Consider the following 24,336-nt stretch of genomic DNA (forward strand, 5'->3'; position numbering starts at 1 on the left):
GTAGTTCAGTTGGTTAGAATACCGGCCTGTCACGCCGGGGGTCGCGGGTTCGAGTCCCGTCCGCTCCGCCACTTATTCAGACAAAGTTAAGTCTTTAAAACAACTACAGGGGTGTAGCTCCAATTGGCAGAGCAGCGGATTCCAAATCCGCGTGTTGGGAGTTCGAATCTCTCCACCCCTGCCATCTTTAAAGCCTCAGTCGAAAGACTGGGGCTTTTTTACATCTGTTGCTTCTGCGAAGCAATGTTGGGAGCTGGAGCGCCAGCCCGGTCGAATCCTCCACCCCTGCCATCTTCAAGGCTCTAGCAGAAATGCTGGAGCCTTTTTCGTATGTGCCAAATTTAAGTTTTTGTTATTGCGTTAACTTTTCTTTATTAATCAATACTGTGACTCGGTCAGTGAAAATCAGTTTGATCTCCGGAGAATTGTCAGTAGAATGATTAACACATTAGGGGTGTAGCTCCAATTGGCAGAGCAGCGGATTCCAAATCCGCGTGTTGGGAGTTCGAATCTCTCCACCCCTGCCATATTCTAAGGCCTAGTCGAAAGACTAGGCCTTTTTCGTATTATTGCTTCGGATTCCGCTAATGGCAAAACAGCGCGTGTTAGGAGTAGTTCGAATCTCCGGGATGCCGGCCCAGTCCCCCCTGCCACCTTCGAAGCCTTAGCAGAAATGCTGGGGCTTTTTTGCATTTGTTGTCTCGTGAAGCGATGTTGGGCTATTTCATTTGCTGATTTATTTTTTCTCTTGTTGTTAATAAGGATAAGCGGTAGCATTTGTTTATTGCCTTGGCGAAACCGCCATGGCGGGTGATGGAGTTCCACCTTTAACCGCTCAACCGAGATAATGACTCCTGCTGTAGTAGGATAGATCCGTCTATGGTGGGGCTTGTTATTTGCCATAGCATCTATCCTTGAGAGTAATTCGAGATAAAGATAGACATGGTATGGCGCATCCATTAAGTTCAAATCCTAAAATATTCGTCCAGATCCTCCGTTGGACGCTACTCATTATTCCCGTTGCCGTTATTGTCGGCTCGCTCAATGCCTTTTTCCTTTGGATCCTCAGTGTGGCAACTGCGACCCGGATTGATAACCCGTGGCTTATCTACCTTTTACCACTGGCCGGTATCGTGATCGTTTATTGCTACCGCAACTTGGGGAAAAACTCCGAAGGCGGTAACAACCTCATCATGGATGAGATCCATGAGCCCGGTGCCGGTATTCCAGCCCGAATGGCGCCATTGGTATTGATTACTACTGTGATCACCCACCTGTTTGGTGGCTCAGCAGGGCGTGAAGGCACCGCTGTACAAATTGGCGGGGCGTCGACTCACTGGCTGGCACGTAAGTTCAAACTCAATGAAGCGGATACCCGGTTGATTTTGATTGCCGGTGTAGCGGCAGGTTTTGGTGCCGTATTCGGCACGCCGCTCACTGGTGCCATCTTTGCTTTGGAAGTGCTGGCGATAGGCCGCCTGCGCTATGATGCAATTATCCCTGCCTTGTTTGCTGCCGTCTTGGCAGATGTCGTTTGTTCAGCTTGGGGAGTCCACCATACCCACTACCGGATAGACTTCCTCGAAACCATTACCCTGTTCGAACATGCGGTCAAAGTCGATTTGCTGATGATCGTCAAGATTGTGATTGCTGCCGTGGCTTTTGGTTTGGCGGGATACCTGTTCGGTGAACTGACCCACGCCTTTAAAGATATCTTCAAGGCGACACTCAAAAACCCGTATTTGATTGTGGTCGTCGGTGGCTTGATTGTTATCGGTGCGGTTCAGCTGATTGGTAACTACGATTACATAGGCTTGGGCGTCTATTCGAGCCGTGAAGGGGGAGTGAGTATCTTGACGGCCTTTCAGGAAGGGGGAGCCGAATGGTATAGCTGGTTACTCAAATTGCTGCTGACAGCAGTTACCCTTGCTGCTGGCTACAAGGGCGGGGAGGTGACTCCGCTATTCTTCGTTGGGGCGACATTGGGCAATACCATGGCATGGGTGCTGGGCGCGCCGGTCGATCTGTTTGCCGCCCTTGGCTTTCTTGCTGTGTTTGCGGCTGCGACCAACACACCGTTGGCTTGTACCATTATGGGGATCGAGCTTTTTGGTGCAGAGCACATGCTGTACTTTGCCATTGCATGCTACACCGCTTACTACTTCAGTGGCCATACCGGCATTTACTCGTCGCAGCGAGTCGCCGTACCTAAGCTTTTTGATTTGGAAGGGGCGCCGAAGATCACCCATAAGCTTGGTGAACTGAGGGAAACCCACTCTTCATTGCTCAAGTCACTTGTGAAGCGTTTCAAATAAATTTGTCGCACTTAATGGTGTTATGCAAAAGTAGCAATGTTTTTGCCAAATAAGTATTAAAACTGTGGGTTCTGCCTTGCCGAGGCGGAACCCCTTTCATATACTGCTAATTCAACTTGTCGGAGTGCCATTTGGCTGAGACCGCATTGCGGGATCCGTAGAACCTGATCAGGCTAATACCTGCGAAGGGAACAAGAGAGACTCTTCTGTATCACTGTATTCACAGTGGCAGTAACAGACGACACTATACACCCTACGTATAGCCTCTTGTTTACGCACCCATCCGCCAAGCAACTTCCCTATTATGGACCAAAAAGGAAATTGCTATGTCGAATCGCAAACAAGCGAGACTGGAAGCGAAACAATTTATCGACTCACTGACCACCCAGGCTTACCCGAACTCCCGGAAAGTCTATGTCACCGGGAGCCGAGAAGATATCCGCGTGCCGATGCGCGAGATTGCCCTGGGTGATAGCCTAGTTGGTGGTACCAAAGAATCCCCTGTGTTTGAGCCCAATGAGCCGGTACGGGTTTATGATACCTCTGGCTTCTATACCGATCCTGAGCAGCCAGCTGATATTTATGCCGGCTTACCTAAGCTTCGTGAAAATTGGATTGAGGAGCGGGGGGATACTGAACTGCTGGACGAGCTGAGTTCTCAGTATTCCAAAGAGCGCTTAGCTGATGACACCCTTGATGAGCTGAGGTTTGAGCAACAGGCTCGCATCCGCCGTGCCAAGCCAGGCAAAAATGTTACCCAATTGCATTATGCCCGTCAGGGGATCATCACACCTGAGATGGAGTTTATTGCCATCCGTGAAAACATGGGCCGGGCGAAATACCGTGATGAGGTACTTAACCAGCAACATCCGGGCATGGCGTTTGGTGCCAACCTACCAAAAGAAATTACCCCTGACTTTGTCCGCCGTGAAGTTGCTGAAGGCCGGGCTATTATCCCATCGAATATCAACCACCCTGAAACCGAGCCGATGATCATCGGCCGCAACTTCCTAGTTAAGGTCAACGCCAATATCGGCAACTCGTCAGTTAGCTCATCGATTGAAGAGGAAGTGGAAAAGCTGGTGTGGTCGACCCGCTGGGGCGGCGATACCGTCATGGATCTCTCAACCGGCCGTAATATTCACGAAACCCGTGAATGGATCATCCGCAACAGTCCGGTGCCGATTGGTACTGTACCTATGTATCAGGCTTTGGAGAAGGTCAATGGTATTGCTGAGAACCTCAACTGGGAAGTGTTCCGTGACACCTTGCTCGAGCAAGCTGAACAAGGCGTTGATTACTTTACTATCCATGCTGGTGTTTTGCTTTGCTATGTTCCGATGACAGCGAAAAGGGTCACCGGGATTGTCTCGCGCGGTGGCTCAATCATGGCCAAGTGGTGTTTGGCGCACCACAAAGAAAGTTTCCTGTACGAGCACTTCCGGGAGATTTGTGAAATCTGTGCCCAGTACGATATTGCCTTGTCTCTGGGTGATGGCCTGCGTCCGGGCTCGGTGGCTGATGCCAACGATGAAGCGCAGTTCAGTGAATTGCGTACCTTGGGTGAACTGACCAAGATTGCTTGGGAATATGATGTCCAGGTAATGATTGAAGGGCCGGGGCATGTGCCGATGCACATGATTAAGGAAAACATGGAAGAGCAGCTCAAGCACTGCCATGAAGCGCCGTTTTATACCCTTGGTCCACTAACCACAGATATTGCACCCGGCTATGATCATATTACGTCCGGCATTGGTGCTGCCATGATTGGTTGGTATGGCTGTGCCATGTTGTGTTATGTCACACCGAAAGAACATTTGGGCCTACCTAACAAAGAAGATGTAAAGGTGGGGCTGATCACGTACAAGCTGTGTGCCCATGCGGCAGACTTAGCCAAAGGCCATCCCGGTGCTCAAGTGCGAGACAATGCCTTGTCAAAGGCGCGCTTTGAATTCCGCTGGGAAGATCAATTTAACCTGGCTTTAGACCCTGAAACGGCTCGAGCCTACCATGATGAAACCCTTCCTCAGGAGTCCGGAAAGATCGCCCATTTCTGCTCGATGTGTGGACCAAAATTCTGTTCGATGAAGATCTCGCAAGAAGTCCGTGAGTATGCCAGCGGACTGGAGAAAGACGGCGAGCTGGCCGTGCAGATGCTGGATGACCCCCTTGAGGGCATGCAGCAAAAAGCCGATGAATTCCGGGCCAAGGGGAGTGAGTTATATCACCCAATCAAAGAGGAAAGTTAATGAACGCGTTGTGTTTACCCGATCACTTGGCGCCATTACTGATGCATATCGAGCCGTTGTTGGCAGCGGCCGATAAATACCAGCTCGGTGAAGCGGTCAGTATGGACTGGAGTGGATCGGAGGTGGTAGACATTCATCTTGAGGGGACAACCTTCAAGGTGGCGTTTAATCCGTCCGAGAGTGAGGCTCAGGGCTTGGAGGTGCGCGATCAGTGGATTGCCCCTTATCCGACTCTGGCCGAGATGCAGCAGCAGGTTGCGGCTAATCCGGCGTTGGTGGTCTGTGGCCTGCCGACAGAGCAAGGCTGCGTCGATATCTGGCATCACCTTGGTGAAGCCCGCGCGGTGTATTGCCACCATGCCGGGGCAAGTGAGCCACAGCGCGCCATGTTGCTGGCTGCATTGGCTTTGGATTACCCGCTGGAAGATGCGGTCACGCTATCGCGCGCCCATGCCCGAGGTTACCTGGAGAGCCATGCTGATGGCTATGGTGAAACTGGCTGGCCGATGACACGCGCATTGTTCCCGCGTCCGTTGACGGCTAACCACCCTGAGTGCGATGAACTTGGCTGGGCCAGTAAAGAAGTGGCCGTTTCGCCGTTTGCCACGGTGGAGCGCGATAAGTTGGCGCTGTATCCGGTTGTCGATACGGCCCAGTGGGTGACCCGCTTGCTTGATTTGGGCGTGAAAACGACCCAGCTGCGGATCAAAGATCCCTCTGAGCCTACGTTGCCTGCCCAAATCACTACGATCGTTGAGGCCGGTAAGCAGCATGGTGCCCAGGTATTTGTGAATGATTACTGGCAACTGGCGATCGATAACCAGGCTTACGGTGTTCATCTTGGGCAGGAAGATCTGGAAACCGCTGACCTAGCAGCGATTCAGCAGGCTGGGCTGCGTCTTGGGCTATCGACTCACGGCTACTACGAAATTCTACGTGCGGCGGAGTTTGCTCCTAGCTATATCGCTTTGGGCCATATCTTCCCGACAACCACTAAGGATATGCCATCTAAACCGCAGGGACTTAACCGCTTGGCCCTTTACCAAAAGCTGATTGGTGACGCGTTCCCGACAGTCGCGATTGGTGGCATCGACTTGTCCCGTGCTGAGAGAGTCTGGCGAACAGGAGTAAGTAGTGTTGCGGTTGTCCGTGCTGTCACCCAAGCCGATGACCCGGCGAAGGCTATTGCGGCGTTTGAAGATATCTTAGTGCGCAACCCGGCCGAATAGGATGGCAACCATGCTCAGTGATCAGGAATTTCTTCGTTATAACCGCCAGATCATGCTGCCGCAGATCGGTGAGCCAGGCCAACAGTCACTGTCCAATGCTCAGGTGTTGTTGGTGGGGGCCGGCGGTTTAGGCTCAGCTGCGGCTTTGTACCTTGCTGGGGCGGGTATCGGCAATTTGGTGATCGCCGATGACGATACGGTCGATAGCTCAAACCTGCAGCGCCAGGTGATCTATCGCGATAGCGATCAGGGTAAAGCCAAGGCACAGATGGCAGCGGATCAGTTGCAGGCGTTAAACCCGCATATCCGTATCCGGGCAGTAAAAGCTCGGCTGGCCGATCAGCGGTTGGCAATGGAGGTATCGCTGGCTGATATCGTGCTTGACTGCTCCGATAACCTAGCAACCCGATATGCCGTCAATCATGCCTGTTTCAAGGCCAATAAGCCTTTGATATCGGGCGCGGCAATTCGTTGGCAAGGGCAGCTGATGGCCTTTGATTTCCGTCAGGGTAAAGGGCCTTGCTATCACTGCTTGTTCCCGCGTCAGGCGGGAGCTGTTGATGAGCCGCAGAACTGCAGTAATTCCGGTATTGCCGGGCCGGTGGTCGGTACTATCGGCAATTTGCAAGCATTAGAAACTATAAAACTACTGACCGGTGCTGGTGAGGTGGGCTTTGGCACGCTACGCCAGTTCGATGGTCTGACGATGGGCTGGCAAGCCTTTCAACTTCCAACAGATAGATCGTGCCCGGTTTGCGGGACGGGAGAATAGAACCACTATGACGACTGCGACTCTGATCCAGGTGCGGGTCAATGATAAACCGGTAGAAGTGCCAGAAGGCCAGTCTCTCAGCGCATTGTTGACGCAACTCGAGATGCCGCTACAGGCCACAGCTGTAGCCTTGAATGAAGATATTGTTGCCCGCAGCGAGTGGGAAACGACTGTACTGAGCGCCGGCGATCGCATCGCCCTGTTCCAAGCGATTGCAGGAGGATAAATGCTAACTATCGCTGATAAGACGTTCTCGTCACGCCTGTTTACTGGTACCGGTAAGTATGCCAACCGCCATGCTATGGCTGAATCGATTATTGCCTCGGGCTCCGAGCTGGTGACCATGGCACTTAAGCGCGTAGATATTGAAAACCGTGATGACGATATCCTTGCGCCGTTGATTGATGCCGGGGTAAACCTGCTACCAAATACGTCTGGCGCCAAGAATGCCAAGGAAGCGGTATTTGCCGCCAAGCTTGCCCGAGAAGCACTTGGTACGAATTGGCTTAAGCTGGAAATCCACCCAGATCCGAAGTATTTGATGCCTGATCCGATCGAGACATTGGCGGCTGCAGAAGAGCTGGTTCGCGAAGGTTTCATCGTGCTGCCATACTGCCATGCCGATCCTGTGCTGTGTAAGCGCTTGGAAGAGGTGGGCTGTGCGGCGGTGATGCCGTTGGGTGCACCGATTGGCTCCAACAAAGGCTTAGCTTCGCGTGACTTCCTCGAAATCATCATCGACCAGGCCAAGGTGCCAGTGATTGTTGATGCGGGTATTGGTGCACCATCCCATGCTGCTGAAGCGATGGAGATGGGAGCGGACGCAGTATTGGTGAATACCGCCATTGCGGCGGCGGCCGATCCTGTTGCCATGGGCCGTGCCTTCAAGTTGGCGGTTGAAAGTGGCCGTATGGCGTATGAAGCTGGTTTGGCGGGAACGGTTAACCATGCCATCGCCTCCAGCCCGCTGACGGCGTTCTTGGATCAGCCGGCCTAAGGAGCTTGCGATGAGTTTCGTTGATGAGTGGAAGCAGCTGGATTGGGATGATATCCGGCTGTCCATCTATGGCAAAACCGAGGCAGATGTCGAGCGGGCGCTGCGTAAACCCAAGCGTGATCTGGAAGATTTCAAAGCCCTGATCTCGCCAGCGGCAGAGTCTTATCTCGAGCAGATGGCACAGCAGTCGGCCGCGTTGACCCGCAAGCGCTTCGGCCATACGGTGTCGTTTTATATTCCGCTATACCTGTCTAATCTGTGTGCCAATGCGTGTACCTACTGTGGTTTTTCGATGGAAAACCGCATCAAGCGCCGTACCTTGGACATGGCCGAGATTGAACGTGAGTGTGAGGCCATCAAGGCCAAGCAGTTCGACAGTATCCTGCTGGTGACCGGCGAGCACGAGCGCAAGGTCGGGATGGAATATTTCCGCAAGGCGCTGCCGGCGATCAAGTCCCACTTCAGTTATCTGGCAATGGAAGTCCAACCGCTGGATCAGGACGAGTATGCCGAGCTGAAAACCCTTGGTTTGGATGCGGTCATGGTGTACCAGGAAACCTACAGTGCCCCGACTTATGCCCAGCACCACTTGCGTGGCAACAAGATGGACTTTGAGCACCGGCTGGAAACACCGGATCGTCTGGCCAAGGCAGGTATCGACAAGATCGGTATTGGTGCATTGATTGGTCTTGAGGAGTGGCGCACTGATTGTTTCTTTGTCGCCGCACATCTGGATTACCTTGAGCGTACCTACTGGCAGACCCGCTATTCGATCTCCTTCCCGCGTCTGCGTCCATGTGAAGGTGGACTGCAGCCAAAATCAGTGATGGATGACCGTCAGTTGGTGCAGCTGATCTGTGCCTACCGCTTGCTTAACCCTGAAGTAGAGCTGTCGCTGTCGACCCGTGAGTCAGCGCAGTTCCGTGATAATGTGCTGCCGCTGGGGATCACCACTATGTCGGCGGAGTCCAAGACTCAGCCGGGTGGTTATGCCGATGATGAGCCGGAGCTCGAGCAGTTTGCGATCAGCGATGAGCGACCGGCTACCGATGTAGCTGCTGCGGTCAAGCAGCGTGGTTTTGAGGTCGTTTGGAAAGACTGGCACCACGCCTATTCGGGCTAACTACTAAGATAAGGTGATGAAAAGAAAAAACGCCCGCACAGCATATCTGTGCGGGCGTTTTCTTTATGCTATTGGTGAACAGAGGTTCTGGCGATCAGCGTGCTAGTGGCGCAGTTGCCAGCTTAAGCCAAGCCAGATCATCACCCTGCAGCGACGGGCTCAGTACGTCGAACACCGTCTGATGGTAGTTGTTGAGCCAGTTTAGCTCGGCATCTGTCATCAGGGACAAGTCAACCAGGCGACGGTCGATAGGCGCGCGGGTCAGAGACTCGAAGCCCATGACTGTCATATCGCCTGCCGTTTCTACTTCGACAACCAGCTCCAGGTTTTCGATACGGATCCCGAAGGCATCTGCACGGTAGTAACCTGGCTCGTTCGACAGCACCATGCCCGGCAGCAGGGCCGTTGGGTTGTGTACTTTCGCAATGCGCTGCGGGCCTTCGTGAACACTTAGGAAGTGGCCGACGCCATGGCCGGTACCGTGGTCGTAATCAAAGCCGTGTGCCCATAGGTGCTGGCGGGCAAGGGCATCAAGCTGTGAGCCAGTGGTACCTTTCGGGAAACGGGCAGAAGCCAAGCCAATGTGGCCTTTAAGCACCAAAGTGAAGGTTTTCTTCACTTCATCGCCCGGCTCGCCGATAGCGATAGTACGGGTGATATCGGTGGTGCCATCTGGGTACTGGCCGCCTGAATCCACTAAGTAGACGTTGTCCATTTCCAGCACGCTAGGCTCAGGCTGGTTGTTGTGGTTGTAGTGGCACATCGCCGCATTGCCGGCAGCTGCGGAAATGGTGTCGAAGCTGACATCAGTGCAGCTGCTGTCTTCGCTGCGGAACTGCCATAGCTTGTCTGACAGGGTACCTTCATCAAGCAGGTTACCTTGGGCAACTTGGCTATCGATCCACGCCAGGAATTTGCTGACGGCTACGCCATCACGGATATGGCAGGCTTTCATACCGGCAATTTCCGTAGGGTTTTTGGCCGCTTTCGGTAACAAGCAAGGGTCGGCTGCTTCTAGTAGCGTGGCATTTGCATCGCGTAGAGTCTGGCTGGCCCAGGCGTTACTGGTGGCTGGGTCAACCAATACGGTTTTGCCTGATAGCTGCTTCAGGCCGGCTTCCAGAGCTTCCGGTGAATTGACGCGGACACCTTCGCCAACATGGTCGGCAAAGCCTGCTGGCAAGCGGCTTGGGTCAATGTAGAAATCAACGCTTTGATCGGCATGAAGCAGGGCGGTAGACAGCAGGACCGGCAGGCTTGGTACATCGCTGCCGCGGATATTCAGTAGCCAGGCAATGCTGTCGAGCTGGGTAAGCAGCACTGCATCGGCTTTTTGCTTGGTCAACTCGGCTGCAATGAGCTCACGCTTGTCGCTGCTGCTCTGGCCGACGAAATCCAATCCCATTAGCTTGGCCTGAGACAAGGTCGCTTCTGGACGATCTGCCCAGAATTGCTCGATTGGGTTGTTACTAATGCTGACGAGCTCCAGCTCGCCTGCTACTTGCGCCTGGGTGCGGGCCAGCCATGCTGCGCTGTGAAGGCGCGGGTCAATCGCCACTTTGCTGCTTTTTGCTAGGTTGTCCAGTGCCCACTGCATCGGCGGCTCGTCGATCAGGTGGCGGTATTCGTAAACATCGCCCGGTACTTGCTTGCGCACCTGGACCACGTAGCGACCATCGACGAACATGGCTGCTTTGTCACGGGCGATCACTGCCATACCGGCGGAGCCGGTGAAGCCGGTCGCCCAGTGCAGGCGCTCGTTGTGGGCAGGAATATATTCGCCCAGGTATTCATCTTCGTGCGGGATCAATAGGGCGTCGAGCTGGTTTGCTTCCAGCCACTGGCGGATCTGCGCGACGCGTTGCGAGATAACTGCTTGCATGTGTTTATTTTTCCTTTCACTGAGTCACCGTCCGTGTGACGGCTATAAGGGCAGCCTGAATAACAAATAACCCTGCCTGTTGCTTACGGTTGGCAGGAAATATTGGCTTTTCAGGCTGATCTCCCTAAATTAGCGCTTTTGCCTAATAGCTGCAATTAGCTAACAGACAAATCACGGCAGCGCGAGGTGATAATTTGTCGTAACCAGCTATGACCAGGGTCTTTTTCTTGATGTTGATGCCAGAAAAGGGTGTAGGCCATAGGAGGAAGTGCTGATGGCAGCGGCAACACTGCCAAATCCAACTGGGCACTGATGTATGAGGCAAAATGGCTCGGGGCAGTAAACACCAAGTCGGTATGGGTGCACAGGCTAGCAGCGCTGTTGAAGTCCGGGACATACATGGCGATATCCCGTTGAAGTCCGCGCTCGGCCAGCTTGTAGTCGAGAAGCCAGCGGTCATCATTGCCACAGCGCACCTGGATATGGCGCTGCTGGAGGTAACATGCCTCGTCCCAAGTCTGCGTCAGGATAGGGTGGCCCTTGCGCACCAGGCAGCATTGGCTATCGCGGCAAAGTTCGGTAAATACGATCCCCTTTGGCGGCATTAGAGTCATCATCGCATCCTTGGGGTTGAGATCCTTGCCAGTGATCCCGAAGTCGATTTCGCCGTTGATCAGCTTGTCGAAGGTATTGGGCTCCCATGCCTGGGTGTCGAGGATGATATTCGGGCCTTCGGCGAAGATATCCCCTAGGAACTGCGGCAGGAACAGCGGGTAGGCGCTTTCGACCAGCGCCATGCGGAAATGGCGGTCACTGGTTTGGGGCACGAAACTGGCCGGGGCTGTCAGGTGCTCGATATCCCTCAGCAGTTGTTCAAGCATTGGCATCAAGGCCATGGCGCGTGGGGTGGGCTTCATGCCATGGGCTGTACGGACAAACAAAGGATCGTCGAATTGTTCACGCAGCCTATTGAGGCTTTTGCTGACGGCTGACTGGCTCAGGCACAGCCGTTTGGCGGCCAGGGTAACGCTGCCTTCCTCGAGCAGAACATGGAGGCAGACCAATAGGTTGAGATCCAACCTGGCAAGTTTTTCAAATGACACGGCACCTTTCTCCCGATAAAGGCCATGATATTCCTAAATGGAAAATCGGTGTTGAATATATACCATTTCTATTCATATCTCGAAAGCCGTAAACTGCCGCCATTGCTCAACAGGATAATACTATGCAACCGAAACACTCTGCGGATAAACGGCTGGTGGCCTTGATGGTGACCCTGGTGCTGTTCAGCCCGCTAGCCATTGATATTTACCTGCCAGCGCTACCGGCGATGGCGGAGACCTTTGCGGTCGATTTGACCCGGGTTCAGGATACCGTGACCTGGTTTATGTTCAGCCTTGGCCTTGGCCAACTGTTGGCCGGCCCTTTGGCTGACCGTATCGGCCGTCGCCCGATCGCCCTTGGTGGTATCGCGATTTACGGTGCAAGTGCTGCCTTGGCCTATGTGGCCCAATCCCTTGATATGCTGTTGGTTGCCCGTCTGCTGCAGGGCTTCGGTGCCTGCGCGACCTCGGTTGCCGCTTTTGCCGCGGTTCGCGATAGCTTCGGCCCGGAGAAAAGCGGCCGGATGATCAGCTACCTCAATGGTGCGATCTGCTTTATCCCGGCATTGGCTCCACTCTTGGGCACTTGGTTGACCCACCAGTTTGGCTGGCGCGCAAACTTCAGTTTCATGGCTGGTTTTGCTCTGGTGGCAGGCCTGTTTATCTTGCTGCTTTTCCGCGAGACCCGTCCGGCGGATACCGATGTGTCGGGCTCGGCGATAAGCCTGTCGCGCTACTGGTCTGTCCTTAGGGAGCCAACTTTCTTGTACCATGCCAGCCTGTGCATGCTAGCAATGGCTGTGATTCTGGCTTACGTAACCTCTGCACCTGCATGGCTGATGGTCGAACTTGGCCAGAGTATGAACCAGTTCACTTTGTGGTTTGGTATCAATGCCGCATTGAATATTTTGGCGTGTATGGTTGCGCCGAAATATATCGACCGCTTCGGCTCGCGCAAGACGCTGAATACCGGCCTGGTGATCTTGGTGCTGGCAGGTGTGTTGATGCTGCTGGTGGGCCATATTGCCGAAGCTTGGGCCTTCATGGTGCCGATTTTCATGTCTTCGTTCGGCTTTGCCTTTGTGCTTGGCTCGGCGGCGGGCAAAGCGCTGGCTCCGTTTGGTGACCGTGCCGGTACCGCAGCGGCACTGCTGGGCCTGTTCCAGATGAGTGGTGCCGGTGCCATGGTTAGCCTGACCCAGCGTTTGGGTTTGAGCTCGCCGGACTTGATGGTATTGCAGATGTGGCTGCTGATCCCTGGCCTGTTCCTGCTGTGGACGAAAATGGGCCGCCGCTGGCACGCACCGATTGCCGCCTAATAATCTCGATAATAAAAAGACGCCGTCCCTTTTAAGGCGCAGGGTCTCGACAACCCTTACTCGCTAGTTTGCCTGCCACATAGTGGCAGGCTTTTTTTATGTTTGGGTGAAATCACCAGATACAAAAGCCAGAAGATGTTTTCGTCTGGCTTTTTGGGTTAGGTGTTTTGATGGCAAAAGTTATGCCGGTTGCACTTCGAGCCTATCGTCTTTGCCACCTTGCTCTCGAATTGCAGGCTCATCTTTTAGCATATCAATCGAGTGCTGTTCGATTTTACTCGGTTCAAGATGGCCGAATTCACCCTGAATATATTTCACTGCTTTTATTGCCGTCACGGTAAAGATTGGCACCATCACCACAATGATCAGGACTGGGAACGACTTTAAGATATTCAGGTCAGCGTTGATCAGTAGGAAGATGATCGGTAGCACGGTTAGCAACAAGCACCAGAATAAGCGGAATAGCGGTGATACGTTGGCGTTTTTATCCAGGCGTTTGGTCGCAATGCCAGCCAAGGAATAAGAGGTACCGTCAAGTGTTGTCACGGTAAATAGCACCATGGTAACCAAGTAAACCGCTGTCAGGATGGCCGGGATCGGGCTCTGGTTGAACACTTCACGTACAAGTTCGGTTGGCTGGTTGGCTTGGATCAGACTTACGCCGTCAATAACCTCTGTATTGATGAAGTTCATGGTGTAAGTGCCGCATACACCGAAGATCACAGCACTACCCAATGTACCTGCACCAACAAGGATCAATACTACGTCTCGTACACGGTGGCCTTGAGAAATCTTGGTGATGAATACGCCAACACCCGGTGAATAAGAGATCCAGTTAGCGAGGAAGAAAACGGTCCAGTACTGTGGGAAAAGGGTGGTGCCAAACGGGTCGGTATTGGTGCTCATACGGAGGTATTCGCTCAGCATGATGCCCAGGCCGTTGGTGGTGTTGTTCATGATCAGCGCAGATGGGCCGATGATGAAGATCAAACCAATAAAGCCGGCACAGATATAAATGGTCGCGCTACTCAGGCGCGCCATGCCTTTTTCGATACCGATATATGAACTCAGCGAGAACACTACAGATAGGGCAAGGATAACGCCAATACCTAAGAACAAGTTGTCAGGGATCCCAGTCAGTGCGCTTAGGTTAGAGGAAATCATCGGAATACCTAGGCCAAGGGTCAGTGCCGTTGCTGCCAGGGTGGTGATAATGAACAGTAGGTCGATCAGTTTCTGCACCCATACTGGTAGCCGATCGTCGAACAGGCTGTTGACCACGCCACTGAGGCTCATACGGCGGTTTTTCTTGAGGTAGAACACGATACTGAATGGAATCGCAACGATCAGATAGCAGAACCAGCCAGCCGCTCCCCAGTGGAACATGTTATAGGCTGAGGCATACTCCATGGCTAGTGCTCGGTCGACGATACCGAACTGTGGGTCCATGAAGTAATAAGTACTCTCGATGAAGCCCCAGTACATGGTACTGGCGCCCATGCCTGCCGATAATGCCATGGCAAACAGCTGGAATTTACTGAATTTTGGTTTGTCGCCGCCAAGACGGATGGTGCCGTATTTCGAGAATGCCAAGTACAGCAGGATAGCGGTGGCAAGCAATGTGTACCATAGGAAGCCAGAGCCAAGGTTAATGACGGTAAAGTCGAGCATACTGCCCATGGTGCTTTTTACCGATTCGGGGTAGAGCACTGCCAGTACTCCCAGCAGGAGTACGGCAGTGAAGCTGCTAAAGGTCAGCTTCAAGTCGAGTTCAGAGGTTTTTAGTTTCATCTTCTAACGCCTATATAGTTTTAATTATTCAAAGGTATAACTGGCGATGGAGGCTGCTTTGACGGCATCCCAATCCATTTCGACGCCTAGTCCGTTGCCCTCGGGGGCGTGTACATACCCTTCCTTGTCTGTACGGATCTGAGTGTTCGAGGCGAGCTCGAAGCTTTCGTAAGGGTAGAACTGTTCGAAGTACTTGCAGTTGTAGTGGGCCAGTGCCACATGCAGGTTGGCTGCTTGGGTGATGGTGTAGCCCATGCTCTGTATTTCGAGGTTCTTTGAGTGGCCTTCAGCAATTGCAAAGCACTTGTTCAGAGGGGTGATGCCGCCGCACACTGTGGCGTCCTGGCGAACATCAGACCAAAAGTTGTTGCCCAGCGCATAGGTCACTTCCTGTAGGGTAAGTAGGCAGTTGCCATGGCTGGAAATCTCGAGATCTGTTTTGTCGACTAGGCGTTTGTAGGTGTTGTAGTCATAGTCGGATACTGGTGCTTCTAGCCATTCCCAATTGTGCTTTTCAAGCAGTTTTGCCATACGCATGGCTTGTTCCGGCGTGTAGAAGGTTGCGGTATCAAGCATGAAGCGAATGCTGGTGTTGCCATAGCGCTCTTGGATGGCGTTGACCAATGCAACGTCTTTTTCGTACACGCAGTAGCAGTGCAGCTTTATTGCCGTGAAGCCATGCTCGATGCAGTCATCGACATACGGGAAGTACTCTTCAATCGTGTCGAACATCGGCGTCGATGCGTAAGACAGCATTTTATGGCGGGCACCACCTAGCAGCATGTAAAGCGGCATATTGGCTTTTTTGGCTTTGATATCCCAAGCCGCAATATCTATTGGGGATTTCGCCGGTAGGCCACCCCAAGTACAGCGGGCTTGCAGCCAGGCGTACAACTCCTCGGTCATCAGTGGGTTCTTGCCGATAAGCCCTGGGACGATAGTGCGCATTGCTTCGATGATGCAGCGGTCAAAATCGTTCTCGGTGTAGCTGATGGTGGCACCAACACCCTCCGTGCCGTCGTTACAGATGATACGGACAATGTTGTTGGTATAGAGCAGTGGCTCTTGGTTATCAGCCCAAGGGATCGGTGGGGCATCGCGATCGGCAACGGCGTAAAGTTCTACACGCTTAATTACAGTATCTTTCATTTCTAACTCCTTAAAGTGCGCTGCCATTTTCAATCATGACAGTACGGATCGCCTGGCTGTCCAGATCGCGGATACGCTTGTTTTCATCAATAGCCTTCACCACGGCAACACCAGCCGCATGGCCGTATTCGAAGCACTGAGCGGTAACTCGTGCCGAAGCCAAAGCCTCGTGCTCGGCGCTTAGGCTGCGGCCAGCTACAATAATGTTTTCGCCAACCGCTGGTATAAGTGCGCTGAATGGGACGTCGTAGTAATCATTCAGCAGCCAATGTAATTTAGGTTTATCACCGGAATGAAGCTCGATAGGCCAAGGCGTGCGGCAGATCCCGTCTTGACGTTTCCGGCAGGTGACAACATCGTCATTGGTCAGGGTCTCTACCCCGACGATTGAGCGGGTTTGGCGGATCCCGACCTCAACACCGGTATCGACCACATAGGCATTTTCACAACCCGGTACAAAGTTGTTGAGGAAGCGGGCGTAATCGCGTACCTGGCGACGGCCAAACACTTCAGCCTCGGTAAAATCCACAGGATCGATCACATTGAGCATCCGGCCGTCTTGGCCGGCTAGACGGGTGGCGTTCACCATCAGTTCGCCATCTCGGGTGGTCGGGAATATCCAGATTTTATGACGAGGTAGGTCGTAGTCACCCGATGCATTGGCTGCCAAGATATTTTCGGTGACCTTGGGTGGGCAGATAGTGTCTTCGCCGTAGTATTCAAGGTATTGGTCTAGATCGACACCGGCAATACGGAAGAACATTGTTGGATTCTGGATCCGGCCTTCGTCACCAAAGTAGTACTCGAATCCGGCTCGGGCAATACCGGCAGCATCACCGGAAGCATCGATAAATTGCTTGGCGAGGATGATGCTTTGGCCCGCGTTTGATTCCAGCACCACGCCTTTAAACTCATCGCCTTCCATGATCACGCCAGTGACCGCTGTGTGGAACAGGACATTGACGCCAGCATCTTCTAGCATGTCGTCAGCCACTTCGCGCCACATCAACGGGTCGTGGGTTACGGTGAAGGTCTTGCCGTAACGCTGTGGGCCGGTGACGCCACCTTTGTCTTCCAGTGCCTGGCGGAATTTTTCAGTAAAGCCGAACACCACTTGCTCCGGTTTTGCGTCTGGATTGTCGCTCGCCATATACATGCCGCAGATTGTGCCAGACAAGCCCGCAACAGCAGCACCGCCGCAAAAGCCATACTTTTCAATAAGCCAAGTATTTTTCCCCATGTTACCGGCAGTACATGCGGCTGCGACACCTGCTGCACCTCCACCGATAACCAGTACGTCGATCTCGGCAAGGATCGGAAGATCTGGAAGTTGATCGAAACGGTTGACGGTTTGCCAATTCTTCATGCTTTTACTCTCTGATGAACTACTGATGTCCAACTGATATATCAGTTGTGTGTTTGTAATATATACCTAGTCTTTCCTGTGGTACAATTCAGATCAGCTAATTGTGAGTCTGCTCACTAATGGAATTGGACGGAAGAAATCAATGACAGCAATAAAAGAAGCCATTAACAAAACCGACATTGCCTATAACGAGTTGGAAAAAAAGATTATTTTTAGAGAATTAGAGCCAGGCACTATGGTGAGCGAAAAGCAACTTGCCGAGTCTTTGGATTTGGGGCGCACACCGGTACGGGAAGCATTACAGCGGTTGTCTTACGAGCGTATGGTGGAAATCCACCCGCGCCGTGGTATTCAGATCCCGCTTATCTCAATCGAAAGCCAGTTGAAGATTTTGGAAGTGCGCCGCGATATCGAAGCCTTGTGTGTTCGCTATGCCGCCTCAAGGGCATCAACTGAAGAAAAGCAGCGTATGCAGCAGCTGGCCGAGCAGCTTGAGGTATGCGCCGAGCAAAAGGACGATGTGCAATATGCTGTGTTGCTGAAGAATATTCACCGCCTGCTTGTGAAAGCGGCGGACAATGAATACCTGCAATTGGCTATGGCTCCATTGCAGGGGTTGTCGCGCCGCTTCTGGTTTGCGTTCAAGAATGAGCACTCGGATCTAACAGAAGCTTCGTCATTGCATGCATCGGTATTGCGCGCGGTGATCCACACTGATGCCGAGGAAGCGGTTGCGGCATCACACCGTCTTAATGACTACCTAACAGACTTTGCGTATCGCAGCATCAAATCGCGTTAACGGATGCTCGCCAGTGAGCCTGCAACATCCGTGTGAAGTCGCCGGTGCGGCGATAACGAGGAGAGGTTGATAGACTCTCCTTGGATTACATTTGGTAAAAACGGTGTGTTTAAGCCGCTGTTTCCGCGCGTTGCTTTTTGCCTTTCCATTGCTGGATCACCAGTCCGCAGACAATCAATACCAAGCCGACCAGCGTTGAGCTGTGGATTTCCTCACCGATAATCGTCGCCAGTAGCATTAGCGAGATGAACGGGGAGATAAAGATCAGGTTGCTGATCCGTGCGGTGTTACGGGTCAACTTGAGCGCATTGATCCACAGCACGAACGTTACCCCCATTTCGAACAACCCGACATAGCTCACCGCCGCCCAGCCTTGCCAAGGGATTGCCGTCCAGCCACCGGTGTAAAGGCTCAAACCGATAGAGAATGGCAGCGATACCAAAAAGCCAAGCAAAACGCCCAATACCGCATCGGCCTGGTTCTTGGTGTTGAGGATCCAGTACATCGCCCACAGCAGGGTCGATAGCAGCGCCAGCGCGACGCCGGTTGGGTTATCGAACTGCAATGCCATCACATCACCCTTGGTCGCAATCACCACCACGCCAAGGTAGCCCAGCGCACAGGCAGCCCAGTCTTGTTTGCGGATTTTCTGGCCGAGAAAAACCGCTGCCATCAGTGTCAGGGTGATCGCCCAGCTGTAGTTAAGCGGCTGGGCTTGAGAAGCGGGCAGCAACTCGTAGGCTTTGAATAGCACCAGGTAGTAGGCAAACGGGTTGATCAGCCCCAGCAGCAAGTAGTAGAGCGGCCTTGCCATGAAGGTCCGACCCAACAGGTGCAGCTTGCCCTGGTAGAGCGCAATACCAGCCAGGGCGAGGGCGGATACCACACTGGCGGCAACCAGCATCTGGATCGGGGTGAAGAAATCGAGGGTGATCTTAAAAGCGGTGGCCACGGTCGACCACAGCAGGACGGCTGCCAAGCCATACCCGAGCGCGTAACGTTCGTTCATTGTTCATCCATAATCAATAGCTGCGCAGGCAAGGCAGCAGGGAGTATAAGGTTAGGGCGTCAGTGTATTCGATTGCACGGAAGCCGACCAGAAAATTGCTGTAAGGAATGTGAGCTTCATTCTGGGATGCGTGTAGAAGAGTTGTGGTGTGGTTTTCTGTGCTATCGGAACTGGACATTTATCCAGTATCCTCTTAGCCTTATTGGCAAAAGCAGATCAATTGCTGGTTAATCAAAGAGTCAGGAACAAAGCATGATGAATGAGTGGATGTCGGGATATGGCTTGGCGATGGTGACGGGGTTATCCGGCGCTGTGGCGGCAGGGGGTATCGTGGCATGGCTGGTGAAAAACCGCTGGCAGCAGCAAATGGCGCTGTTGCGCCAGCAAGCAGAAGCCGAGTTGAAATTGGCCCAGAGTAAAATGCAGCACTTCCAAAGCCAGATTGATGAGCGCAACCAGGAGCTCGACGAAATGGATGTCGAGCGCGATAGGCTGACTGCCGAGTTGCGTCAGATGCATGGCCGATTGGCTGCCGCGCTGGAGAAGATGCGCCATTTCGAAGCGCTCAGGAACGAAAAGCAGTACTTGACCGAGCAGCTGGAAAATAGCCGGATGGCCAACGCTGGTCTTGAAGCGGATTTGCGCGAGCAGGAAGCCCGCCATTTTGAAGAGCAGAAAGCGGCGGATGACAAAATTGCCCTGTTGGAAAATGCCGAAGAAAGGCTGCGGGTGCAGTTCGAGAGCCTAGCTAACAAGATGTTTGAGCATAAGACCCGCACCGTTGACCAGCAGAACCGGATCAGCATGGAAGGTCTGCTCGGGCCACTGCGCGAGCAGCTTGAGGGGTTCCGCAAACAGGTCAACGACAATTTTACCCAGGAAGCGCGCGAGCGTCACACCCTGGTCCATGAGATCAATAACCTCAAGCAGCTCAACGAGCAGATGGCCCGGGAAGCAGTCAACCTGACCCAAGCCCTCAAGGGCGACAACAAGGCACAGGGCAACTGGGGGGAAGTGGTTCTGGCCCGGGTGCTGAACGAGTCCGGCCTGCGGGAGGGCCACGAGTACCAAACCCAGGTTAGCCTCGAGAATGACAAGGGCAAGCGCTACCAGCCCGATGTGGTGGTGCATCTGCCGCAGAGCAAGGATGTGGTGATCGACGCCAAGGTGTCGCTGGTTGCCTACGAGCGTTTCTTCAATGCCGACACGGTGGCCGAACAGGAGCTGGCTCTGGGTGAGCATGTTGCCTCGGTTCGTAGTCACATTCGCGGCCTGAGCCGCAAGGACTACCATCAGCTGCACGGGGTCGAGAGCCTCGATTATGTACTGATGTTTATTCCGGTCGAGCCGGCGTTCCAGGCGGTTATCGAAGCTGACCCGAGCTTGATCCGTGATGCGATGGATCAGAACATCATGTTGGTAAGTCCGACCACCTTGCTGGTGGCGCTGCGTACAATCAACAACCTATGGCGCAACGAGCGCCAGAATCAGAATGCCAAGCAAATCGCCGAGCGGGCTAGCAAGCTGTATGACAAGCTGCGCCTGTTTGTTACTGATATGGAAGCCATGGGTGCGTCGCTGGAGAAGGCCAACCAGAGCTACCAGGGTGCCATGAACAAGCTGGTGACAGGGCGCGGCAACGTGATCCGTCAGGCCGAGGGCTTTCGCCAGTTGGGCGTTGAGGTTAAGCGCGATATCAGCCCATTGTTGACCGAGCGGGCGATGCTGGGGGCGGCGGATGATAATGCTTTACCTGAGGGCGCGTTGGCCGCAATTGGTGAGGATAGCCCGACAGCGTAATTGTGCGCTGTGGACTTAGATGCAGGTTGTGCTTTGAGCAAAGCTCAACCATCAAGTACACTAGGGCGAAATAAAATGTTAACCATGACGGAAGTAGCATGACGGACACCACACTAGAGACGACCCATTTTGGCTACCGGACTGTAGCCAAGGAAGACAAGGCAGAAATGGTTGCTGAAGTATTTCACTCGGTAGCAGCCAAGTACGACATTATGAATGACTTGATGTCGATGGGAGTCCATCGCGTGTGGAAGCGCTTCACCATAGATTGCAGCGGTGTTCGCCGTGGTCACAAGGTCCTTGACCTCGGTGGTGGTACCGGCGACCTGACAGCCAAGTTCTCGCGCATTGTCGGTGATGACGGTCAGGTGATCTTGGCAGATATCAACAACTCGATGCTCAAGGTTGGCCGTAGCAAACTGCGTGACAGCGGCATTGTCGGCAACGTCGGCTATGTCCAGGCGAACGCCGAAGAGCTACCGTTCCCTGATGATTACTTTGACTGTATTACCATCAGCTTCTGTCTGCGTAACGTGACCGACAAGGACAAGGCGCTGCGTTCGATGTATCGCGTGCTGAAGCCGGGTGGCCGCCTGTTGGTATTGGAATTTTCCAAGCCGATTATCGAGCCGCTGTCTAAAGTCTATGACGCTTATTCTTTCCACCTGTTGCCGAAAATGGGCGAGGTGATTGCTAACGATGCCGAAAGTTACCGCTACCTAGCGGAATCCATTCGCATGCACCCGGATCAGGAAACCCTTGAAGGGATGATGCAGGATGCCGGCTTCGAGCAAACCAACTACTACAACCTGACCGGTGGCATTGTTGCCCTGCACCGTGGCTACAAATTCTGAGGAACCCATGCCTGTTGACGCGTTTGTAACCGGGGCGATCGAGACCTCGCTAAATGCTCTGCTGAAAGATGATGAAGACAGCCAGCGTCGACTTGCCCGTTTGAAAGGTAAGGTGATCGGCGTAACCATCAATGAGTTCGGCAAGCAGTTGTATTTTGTCTTCAGCCAGCAGATCGATGTGCTGGGAGCCTATGAAGGCGAGGTGGACTGCCAGCTTGCCCTGAACTTGTCTGTGTTGCCTGAGCTCCGTCAGCAAGCCAACCTGACTCAACTGATCAAGGCCGACAAGCTGTCGCTGGACGGTGATATCCAGCTGGCCCAGCAGTTTTCAGCGCTGCTCAGTGGGTTGAAACCGGATGTCGAAGAAAAACTATCGCAATATACCGGTGATATAGTTGCCCACACCTTGGTGAGCGGTGCCAAACAAGGCGCACGCTTTTTCCAGCAGGGAGTGGCCAAACGCCAACGCGACTTGGCTGAAGTGATCACCGAAGAGTGGCGCTTGGCACCGCAGGCGTTGGAAATTGCCTATTTTGCCGATCAGGTCGATGATCTGAAGATGGATGTAGCACGCTGTGAAGCCCGCCTGAATCGCCTTATGGAGCAAGCGCCTCGATGATGGTGTTGTCAGAAGTTAAGCGTTTATACCAAATTACCGCTGTTCAGCTCCGTTATGGGCTGGATGAGCTGCTGCCGGAAGACCCTCGGCTCAAATTGCCAAAGGCAATGCGTAAGTCATTGTTCTGGCTGCGCAACGAACATCCGGAAAAGCCTTTGGGAGAGCGTCTGCGCTTGGCGTTGCAGGAGCTGGGTCCGGTATGGATCAAGTTCGGCCAGATGATGTCGACCCGCCGTGATCTGTTCCCGCCGCATATCGCCGACCAGTTGGCGCTGTTGCAGGATCAGGTCGCGCCATTCGATGGCCGCTTAGCCAAACAGCAGATGGAAAAAGCCTTGGGCGGCCCGCTCGAGACGTGGTTTGATGATTTTGACGAGGTGCCACTGGCATCGGCGTCGATTGCCCAGGTGCATACCGCGACCTTGAAGGAAACCGGCAAGGAAGTGGTACTCAAGGTGATCCGCCCTGACATCCTGCCGGTGATCAAGGCCGACATAACCCTGATGTACCGCATGGCGGGTTTGTTGGCCAAAGTACTGCCGGATGCACGTCGCCTGCGCCCGGTAGAGGTTGTCCGTGAGTATGAGAAAACCTTGCTCGACGAGCTGAACCTGATGCGCGAGGCCGCTAATGGCATCCAGCTCAGACGTAATTTCGAAGACAGCCATATGCTGTATGTGCCCGAGGTGTATACCGACCTTAGCCGGGAAAACCTGCTGGTGATGGAGCGCATCTACGGCATTCAGGTGTCGGATATCGATGCGCTGGTGGCCAACGGTACAGACATGAAGTTGCTGTCGGAAAATGCGGTGACGATTTTCTTCACTCAGGTGTTCCGGGACAGCTTCTTCCATGCTGACATGCACCCGGGCAATATTTTTGTCGCACGGGAAAATCCGGAAAACCCGCAGTGGATCGCACTCGACTGTGGCATTGTCGGTAGCCTGAACCGCGAAGACAAGCGCTACCTGGCCGAAAACCTACTGGCGTTTTTCAACCGGGACTACCGCAAGGTCGCCGAGTTACACGTAGATTCTGGCTGGGTGCCGGAAGATACCAACATCGATGAGTTTGAATTCGCGATCCGCACCGTGTGCGAGCCGATTTTCGAAAAGCCGCTGGCCGAGATCTCGTTTGGCCATGTGCTGCTTAACCTGTTCAATACCGCGCGCCGCTTCAATATGGAAGTGCAACCGCAGTTGGTATTGCTGCAGAAAACCTTATTATATGTCGAAGGATTGGGACGTCAGCTGTACCCGCAGCTTGATTTGTGGGATACCGCTAAACCTTTCCTGGAAGACTGGATGTCTCGTCAGGTCGGCCCACAGGCCGTGATTGACGGGGTGAAAACCCGGGCGCCATTCTGGGCGGAGAAATTACCGGAGCTACCGGAATTACTTTATGATAGTTTGCGCCAAGGCAATGCACTGAACCAACGTATCGATAAACTTTATGACAACTTCATGGAGAGTCGACGTTACCAGGGCCAGGCAAGGTTCTACTTTGGCATTGGTGCAACTCTGGTTGTATGTTCTGCCATACTTTTTAGTAATCATATTGAAAACTATTCGGCGATCAGTGCTGCAATGGGGGTCACGTTTTGGTTACTTGGGTGGCGTGTTTGCCGGAAATAGACGGTAAAGTATGCAGCCAACACATAAACGATTCGTTATTAACCACAATTAGCTGAGGTAAAACAAGCATGGGTGGTATCAGTATCTGGCAATTGCTAATCATTGCACTAATCATTGTTCTGCTGTTCGGAACCAAGAAGTTGCGTACACTGGGCGGTGACTTGGGCTCTGCCGTGAAAGGTTTCAAGAAGGCGATCAGCGACGAAGATTCTTCAACTGAGAAGAAAGACGCGGCAGCTGATGCAGACTTCGACCAGAAGAAACTGGCTGAACAGCAGGGTGATCAGGCTCAGAAGAGCCAGAAAGACAAAGAGCAGGTTTAACAC

At 53.3% G+C, this 24,336-nt stretch carries 20 protein-coding genes, 2 tRNA genes and 2 riboswitches; of the genes, 16 read left to right on the top strand and 6 right to left on the bottom strand.

The genetic code is table 11. The features are described from left to right. The first annotated feature begins 107 nt into the window (after positions 1–107). The 9 genes from R2X38_RS22910 (at position 108) to thiH (ending at position 8,685) form a co-directional block, all read left to right on the top strand. Positions 108–184: transfer RNA gene (locus tag R2X38_RS22910), tRNA-Trp, on the top strand. 266 nt (positions 185–450) lie between these two features. After that, positions 451–527: transfer RNA gene (locus tag R2X38_RS22915), tRNA-Trp, on the top strand. Between the two features lie 273 nt (positions 528–800). Continuing rightward, positions 801–864, top strand: a riboswitch (Fluoride riboswitch). An 83-nt stretch (positions 865–947) separates the two neighbouring features. Next, positions 948–2,315 (top strand): voltage-gated chloride channel family protein, encoded by a 1,368-nt coding sequence (locus tag R2X38_RS22920; RefSeq protein WP_317524679.1) that lies wholly within the window; start codon positions 948–950, stop codon positions 2,313–2,315. A gap of 110 nt (positions 2,316–2,425) precedes the next feature. After that, positions 2,426–2,523: riboswitch (TPP riboswitch) on the top strand. Positions 2,524–2,641: 118 nt separating this feature from the next. Beyond that, positions 2,642–4,564, top strand: coding sequence for a phosphomethylpyrimidine synthase ThiC (gene thiC, locus R2X38_RS22925; RefSeq protein WP_317524680.1), 1,923 nt, complete (start codon positions 2,642–2,644; stop codon positions 4,562–4,564). Further along, positions 4,564–5,793, top strand: coding sequence for a thiamine phosphate synthase (gene thiE / locus R2X38_RS22930; RefSeq protein WP_317524681.1), 1,230 nt, complete (start codon positions 4,564–4,566; stop codon positions 5,791–5,793). Before thiC ends, thiE begins: the two co-directional genes overlap by 1 nt. Before the next feature lie 10 nt (positions 5,794–5,803). Continuing rightward, entirely contained in the window at positions 5,804–6,565 is a 762-nt protein-coding gene (locus R2X38_RS22935; RefSeq protein WP_317524682.1) for a molybdopterin-synthase adenylyltransferase MoeB, read from the top strand. 7 nt (positions 6,566–6,572) lie between these two features. Continuing rightward, a complete protein-coding gene (gene thiS / locus R2X38_RS22940; protein WP_317524683.1) occupies positions 6,573–6,791 on the top strand; it encodes a sulfur carrier protein ThiS in 219 nt (72 codons plus the stop codon). Further along, the gene (locus R2X38_RS22945) at positions 6,792–7,562 is read left to right on the top strand and encodes a thiazole synthase (protein WP_317524684.1); all 771 of its coding nucleotides are present in this window, start codon (positions 6,792–6,794) and stop codon (positions 7,560–7,562) included. It begins immediately after the preceding gene. A 10-nt stretch (positions 7,563–7,572) separates the two neighbouring features. Beyond that, a complete protein-coding gene (thiH, locus tag R2X38_RS22950; RefSeq protein ID WP_317524685.1) occupies positions 7,573–8,685 on the top strand; it encodes a 2-iminoacetate synthase ThiH in 1,113 nt (370 codons plus the stop codon). 94 nt (positions 8,686–8,779) lie between these two features. Here thiH and R2X38_RS22955 read toward each other — a convergent pair whose 3' ends face one another. Then, positions 8,780–10,567, bottom strand: coding sequence for an aminopeptidase P family protein (locus R2X38_RS22955; protein WP_317524686.1), 1,788 nt, complete (start codon positions 10,565–10,567; stop codon positions 8,780–8,782). A gap of 155 nt (positions 10,568–10,722) precedes the next feature. Then, positions 10,723–11,670 (bottom strand): LysR family transcriptional regulator, encoded by a 948-nt coding sequence (locus R2X38_RS22960; protein ID WP_317524687.1) that lies wholly within the window; start codon positions 11,668–11,670, stop codon positions 10,723–10,725. A gap of 122 nt (positions 11,671–11,792) precedes the next feature. Here R2X38_RS22960 and R2X38_RS22965 point away from each other — a divergent pair, with 122 nt between their 5' ends. Next, positions 11,793–12,989 (top strand): multidrug effflux MFS transporter, encoded by a 1,197-nt coding sequence (locus R2X38_RS22965; RefSeq protein WP_317524688.1) that lies wholly within the window; start codon positions 11,793–11,795, stop codon positions 12,987–12,989. Between the two features lie 180 nt (positions 12,990–13,169). Here R2X38_RS22965 and R2X38_RS22970 read toward each other — a convergent pair whose 3' ends face one another. The 3 genes from R2X38_RS22970 to R2X38_RS22980 are packed head-to-tail and all read right to left on the bottom strand — an operon-like array spanning position 13,170 to position 17,295. Then, on the bottom strand, positions 13,170–14,780 hold the full coding sequence (locus tag R2X38_RS22970; protein ID WP_317524689.1) for a BCCT family transporter: 1,611 nt from the start codon (positions 14,778–14,780) through the stop codon (positions 13,170–13,172). A 24-nt stretch (positions 14,781–14,804) separates the two neighbouring features. Continuing rightward, entirely contained in the window at positions 14,805–15,929 is a 1,125-nt protein-coding gene (locus tag R2X38_RS22975) for a mandelate racemase/muconate lactonizing enzyme family protein (RefSeq protein WP_317524690.1), read from the bottom strand. Positions 15,930–15,939: 10 nt separating this feature from the next. Continuing rightward, on the bottom strand, positions 15,940–17,295 hold the full coding sequence (locus R2X38_RS22980; protein ID WP_317524691.1) for an FAD-dependent oxidoreductase: 1,356 nt from the start codon (positions 17,293–17,295) through the stop codon (positions 15,940–15,942). Positions 17,296–17,437: 142 nt separating this feature from the next. Here R2X38_RS22980 and R2X38_RS22985 point away from each other — a divergent pair, with 142 nt between their 5' ends. Continuing rightward, positions 17,438–18,094 (top strand): GntR family transcriptional regulator, encoded by a 657-nt coding sequence (locus tag R2X38_RS22985; RefSeq protein ID WP_317524693.1) that lies wholly within the window; start codon positions 17,438–17,440, stop codon positions 18,092–18,094. Positions 18,095–18,203: 109 nt separating this feature from the next. On the opposite strand, the gene R2X38_RS22990 is transcribed toward R2X38_RS22985, so the two are convergent. After that, positions 18,204–19,103: a DMT family transporter gene (locus tag R2X38_RS22990; RefSeq protein WP_317524694.1), complete on the bottom strand. Its 900-nt coding sequence runs from the start codon at positions 19,101–19,103 to the stop codon at positions 18,204–18,206. 252 nt (positions 19,104–19,355) lie between these two features. Here R2X38_RS22990 and rmuC point away from each other — a divergent pair, with 252 nt between their 5' ends. The 5 genes from rmuC to tatA all read left to right on the top strand — a co-directional run bounded on the left by rmuC (position 19,356) and on the right by tatA (position 24,333). Further along, complete coding sequence (rmuC, locus tag R2X38_RS22995) at positions 19,356–20,903, top strand: DNA recombination protein RmuC (protein WP_411185810.1); 1,548 nt, start codon at positions 19,356–19,358, stop codon at positions 20,901–20,903. Positions 20,904–21,001: 98 nt separating this feature from the next. After that, positions 21,002–21,757, top strand: a complete 756-nt coding sequence (gene ubiE / locus R2X38_RS23000) for a bifunctional demethylmenaquinone methyltransferase/2-methoxy-6-polyprenyl-1,4-benzoquinol methylase UbiE (protein WP_317524695.1) — start codon at positions 21,002–21,004, stop codon at positions 21,755–21,757. Positions 21,758–21,764: 7 nt separating this feature from the next. Continuing rightward, positions 21,765–22,376 carry an SCP2 domain-containing protein gene (locus tag R2X38_RS23005; protein ID WP_317524696.1) on the top strand — a complete coding sequence of 204 codons (612 nt, stop codon included), beginning with the start codon at positions 21,765–21,767 and terminating at the stop codon, positions 22,374–22,376. Beyond that, positions 22,376–24,010, top strand: a complete 1,635-nt coding sequence (gene ubiB / locus R2X38_RS23010) for a ubiquinone biosynthesis regulatory protein kinase UbiB (RefSeq protein ID WP_317524743.1) — start codon at positions 22,376–22,378, stop codon at positions 24,008–24,010. The genes R2X38_RS23005 and ubiB overlap by 1 nt, the downstream gene beginning before the upstream one ends. A gap of 68 nt (positions 24,011–24,078) precedes the next feature. Continuing rightward, positions 24,079–24,333, top strand: a complete 255-nt coding sequence (tatA, locus tag R2X38_RS23015; protein ID WP_317524697.1) for a Sec-independent protein translocase subunit TatA — start codon at positions 24,079–24,081, stop codon at positions 24,331–24,333. Positions 24,334–24,336: the final 3 nt, after the last annotated feature.

Source organism: Photobacterium rosenbergii (genome assembly GCF_033022775.1).
Lineage (GTDB): Bacteria > Pseudomonadota > Gammaproteobacteria > Enterobacterales > Vibrionaceae > Photobacterium > Photobacterium rosenbergii_A.

Coding starts and splice junctions, on each gene's coding strand:
- thiH (WP_317524685.1), top strand. CDS start 7,573: ATGAGTTTCGTTGATGAGTGGAAGCAGCTGGATTGGGATGATATCCGG.
- thiE (WP_317524681.1), top strand. CDS start 4,564: ATGAACGCGTTGTGTTTACCCGATCACTTGGCGCCATTACTGATGCAT.
- R2X38_RS23005 (WP_317524696.1), top strand. CDS start 21,765: ATGCCTGTTGACGCGTTTGTAACCGGGGCGATCGAGACCTCGCTAAAT.
- R2X38_RS22970 (WP_317524689.1), bottom strand. CDS start 14,780: ATGAAACTAAAAACCTCTGAACTCGACTTGAAGCTGACCTTTAGCAGC.
- tatA (WP_317524697.1), top strand. CDS start 24,079: ATGGGTGGTATCAGTATCTGGCAATTGCTAATCATTGCACTAATCATT.
- R2X38_RS22920 (WP_317524679.1), top strand. CDS start 948: ATGGCGCATCCATTAAGTTCAAATCCTAAAATATTCGTCCAGATCCTC.
- thiS (WP_317524683.1), top strand. CDS start 6,573: ATGACGACTGCGACTCTGATCCAGGTGCGGGTCAATGATAAACCGGTA.
- ubiB (WP_317524743.1), top strand. CDS start 22,376: ATGGTGTTGTCAGAAGTTAAGCGTTTATACCAAATTACCGCTGTTCAG.
- thiC (WP_317524680.1), top strand. CDS start 2,642: ATGTCGAATCGCAAACAAGCGAGACTGGAAGCGAAACAATTTATCGAC.
- R2X38_RS22945 (WP_317524684.1), top strand. CDS start 6,792: ATGCTAACTATCGCTGATAAGACGTTCTCGTCACGCCTGTTTACTGGT.
- R2X38_RS22985 (WP_317524693.1), top strand. CDS start 17,438: ATGACAGCAATAAAAGAAGCCATTAACAAAACCGACATTGCCTATAAC.
- R2X38_RS22980 (WP_317524691.1), bottom strand. CDS start 17,295: ATGAAGAATTGGCAAACCGTCAACCGTTTCGATCAACTTCCAGATCTT.
- rmuC (WP_411185810.1), top strand. CDS start 19,356: ATGATGAATGAGTGGATGTCGGGATATGGCTTGGCGATGGTGACGGGG.
- R2X38_RS22965 (WP_317524688.1), top strand. CDS start 11,793: ATGCAACCGAAACACTCTGCGGATAAACGGCTGGTGGCCTTGATGGTG.
- R2X38_RS22990 (WP_317524694.1), bottom strand. CDS start 19,103: ATGAACGAACGTTACGCGCTCGGGTATGGCTTGGCAGCCGTCCTGCTG.
- ubiE (WP_317524695.1), top strand. CDS start 21,002: ATGACGGACACCACACTAGAGACGACCCATTTTGGCTACCGGACTGTA.
- R2X38_RS22975 (WP_317524690.1), bottom strand. CDS start 15,929: ATGAAAGATACTGTAATTAAGCGTGTAGAACTTTACGCCGTTGCCGAT.
- R2X38_RS22955 (WP_317524686.1), bottom strand. CDS start 10,567: ATGCAAGCAGTTATCTCGCAACGCGTCGCGCAGATCCGCCAGTGGCTG.
- R2X38_RS22935 (WP_317524682.1), top strand. CDS start 5,804: ATGCTCAGTGATCAGGAATTTCTTCGTTATAACCGCCAGATCATGCTG.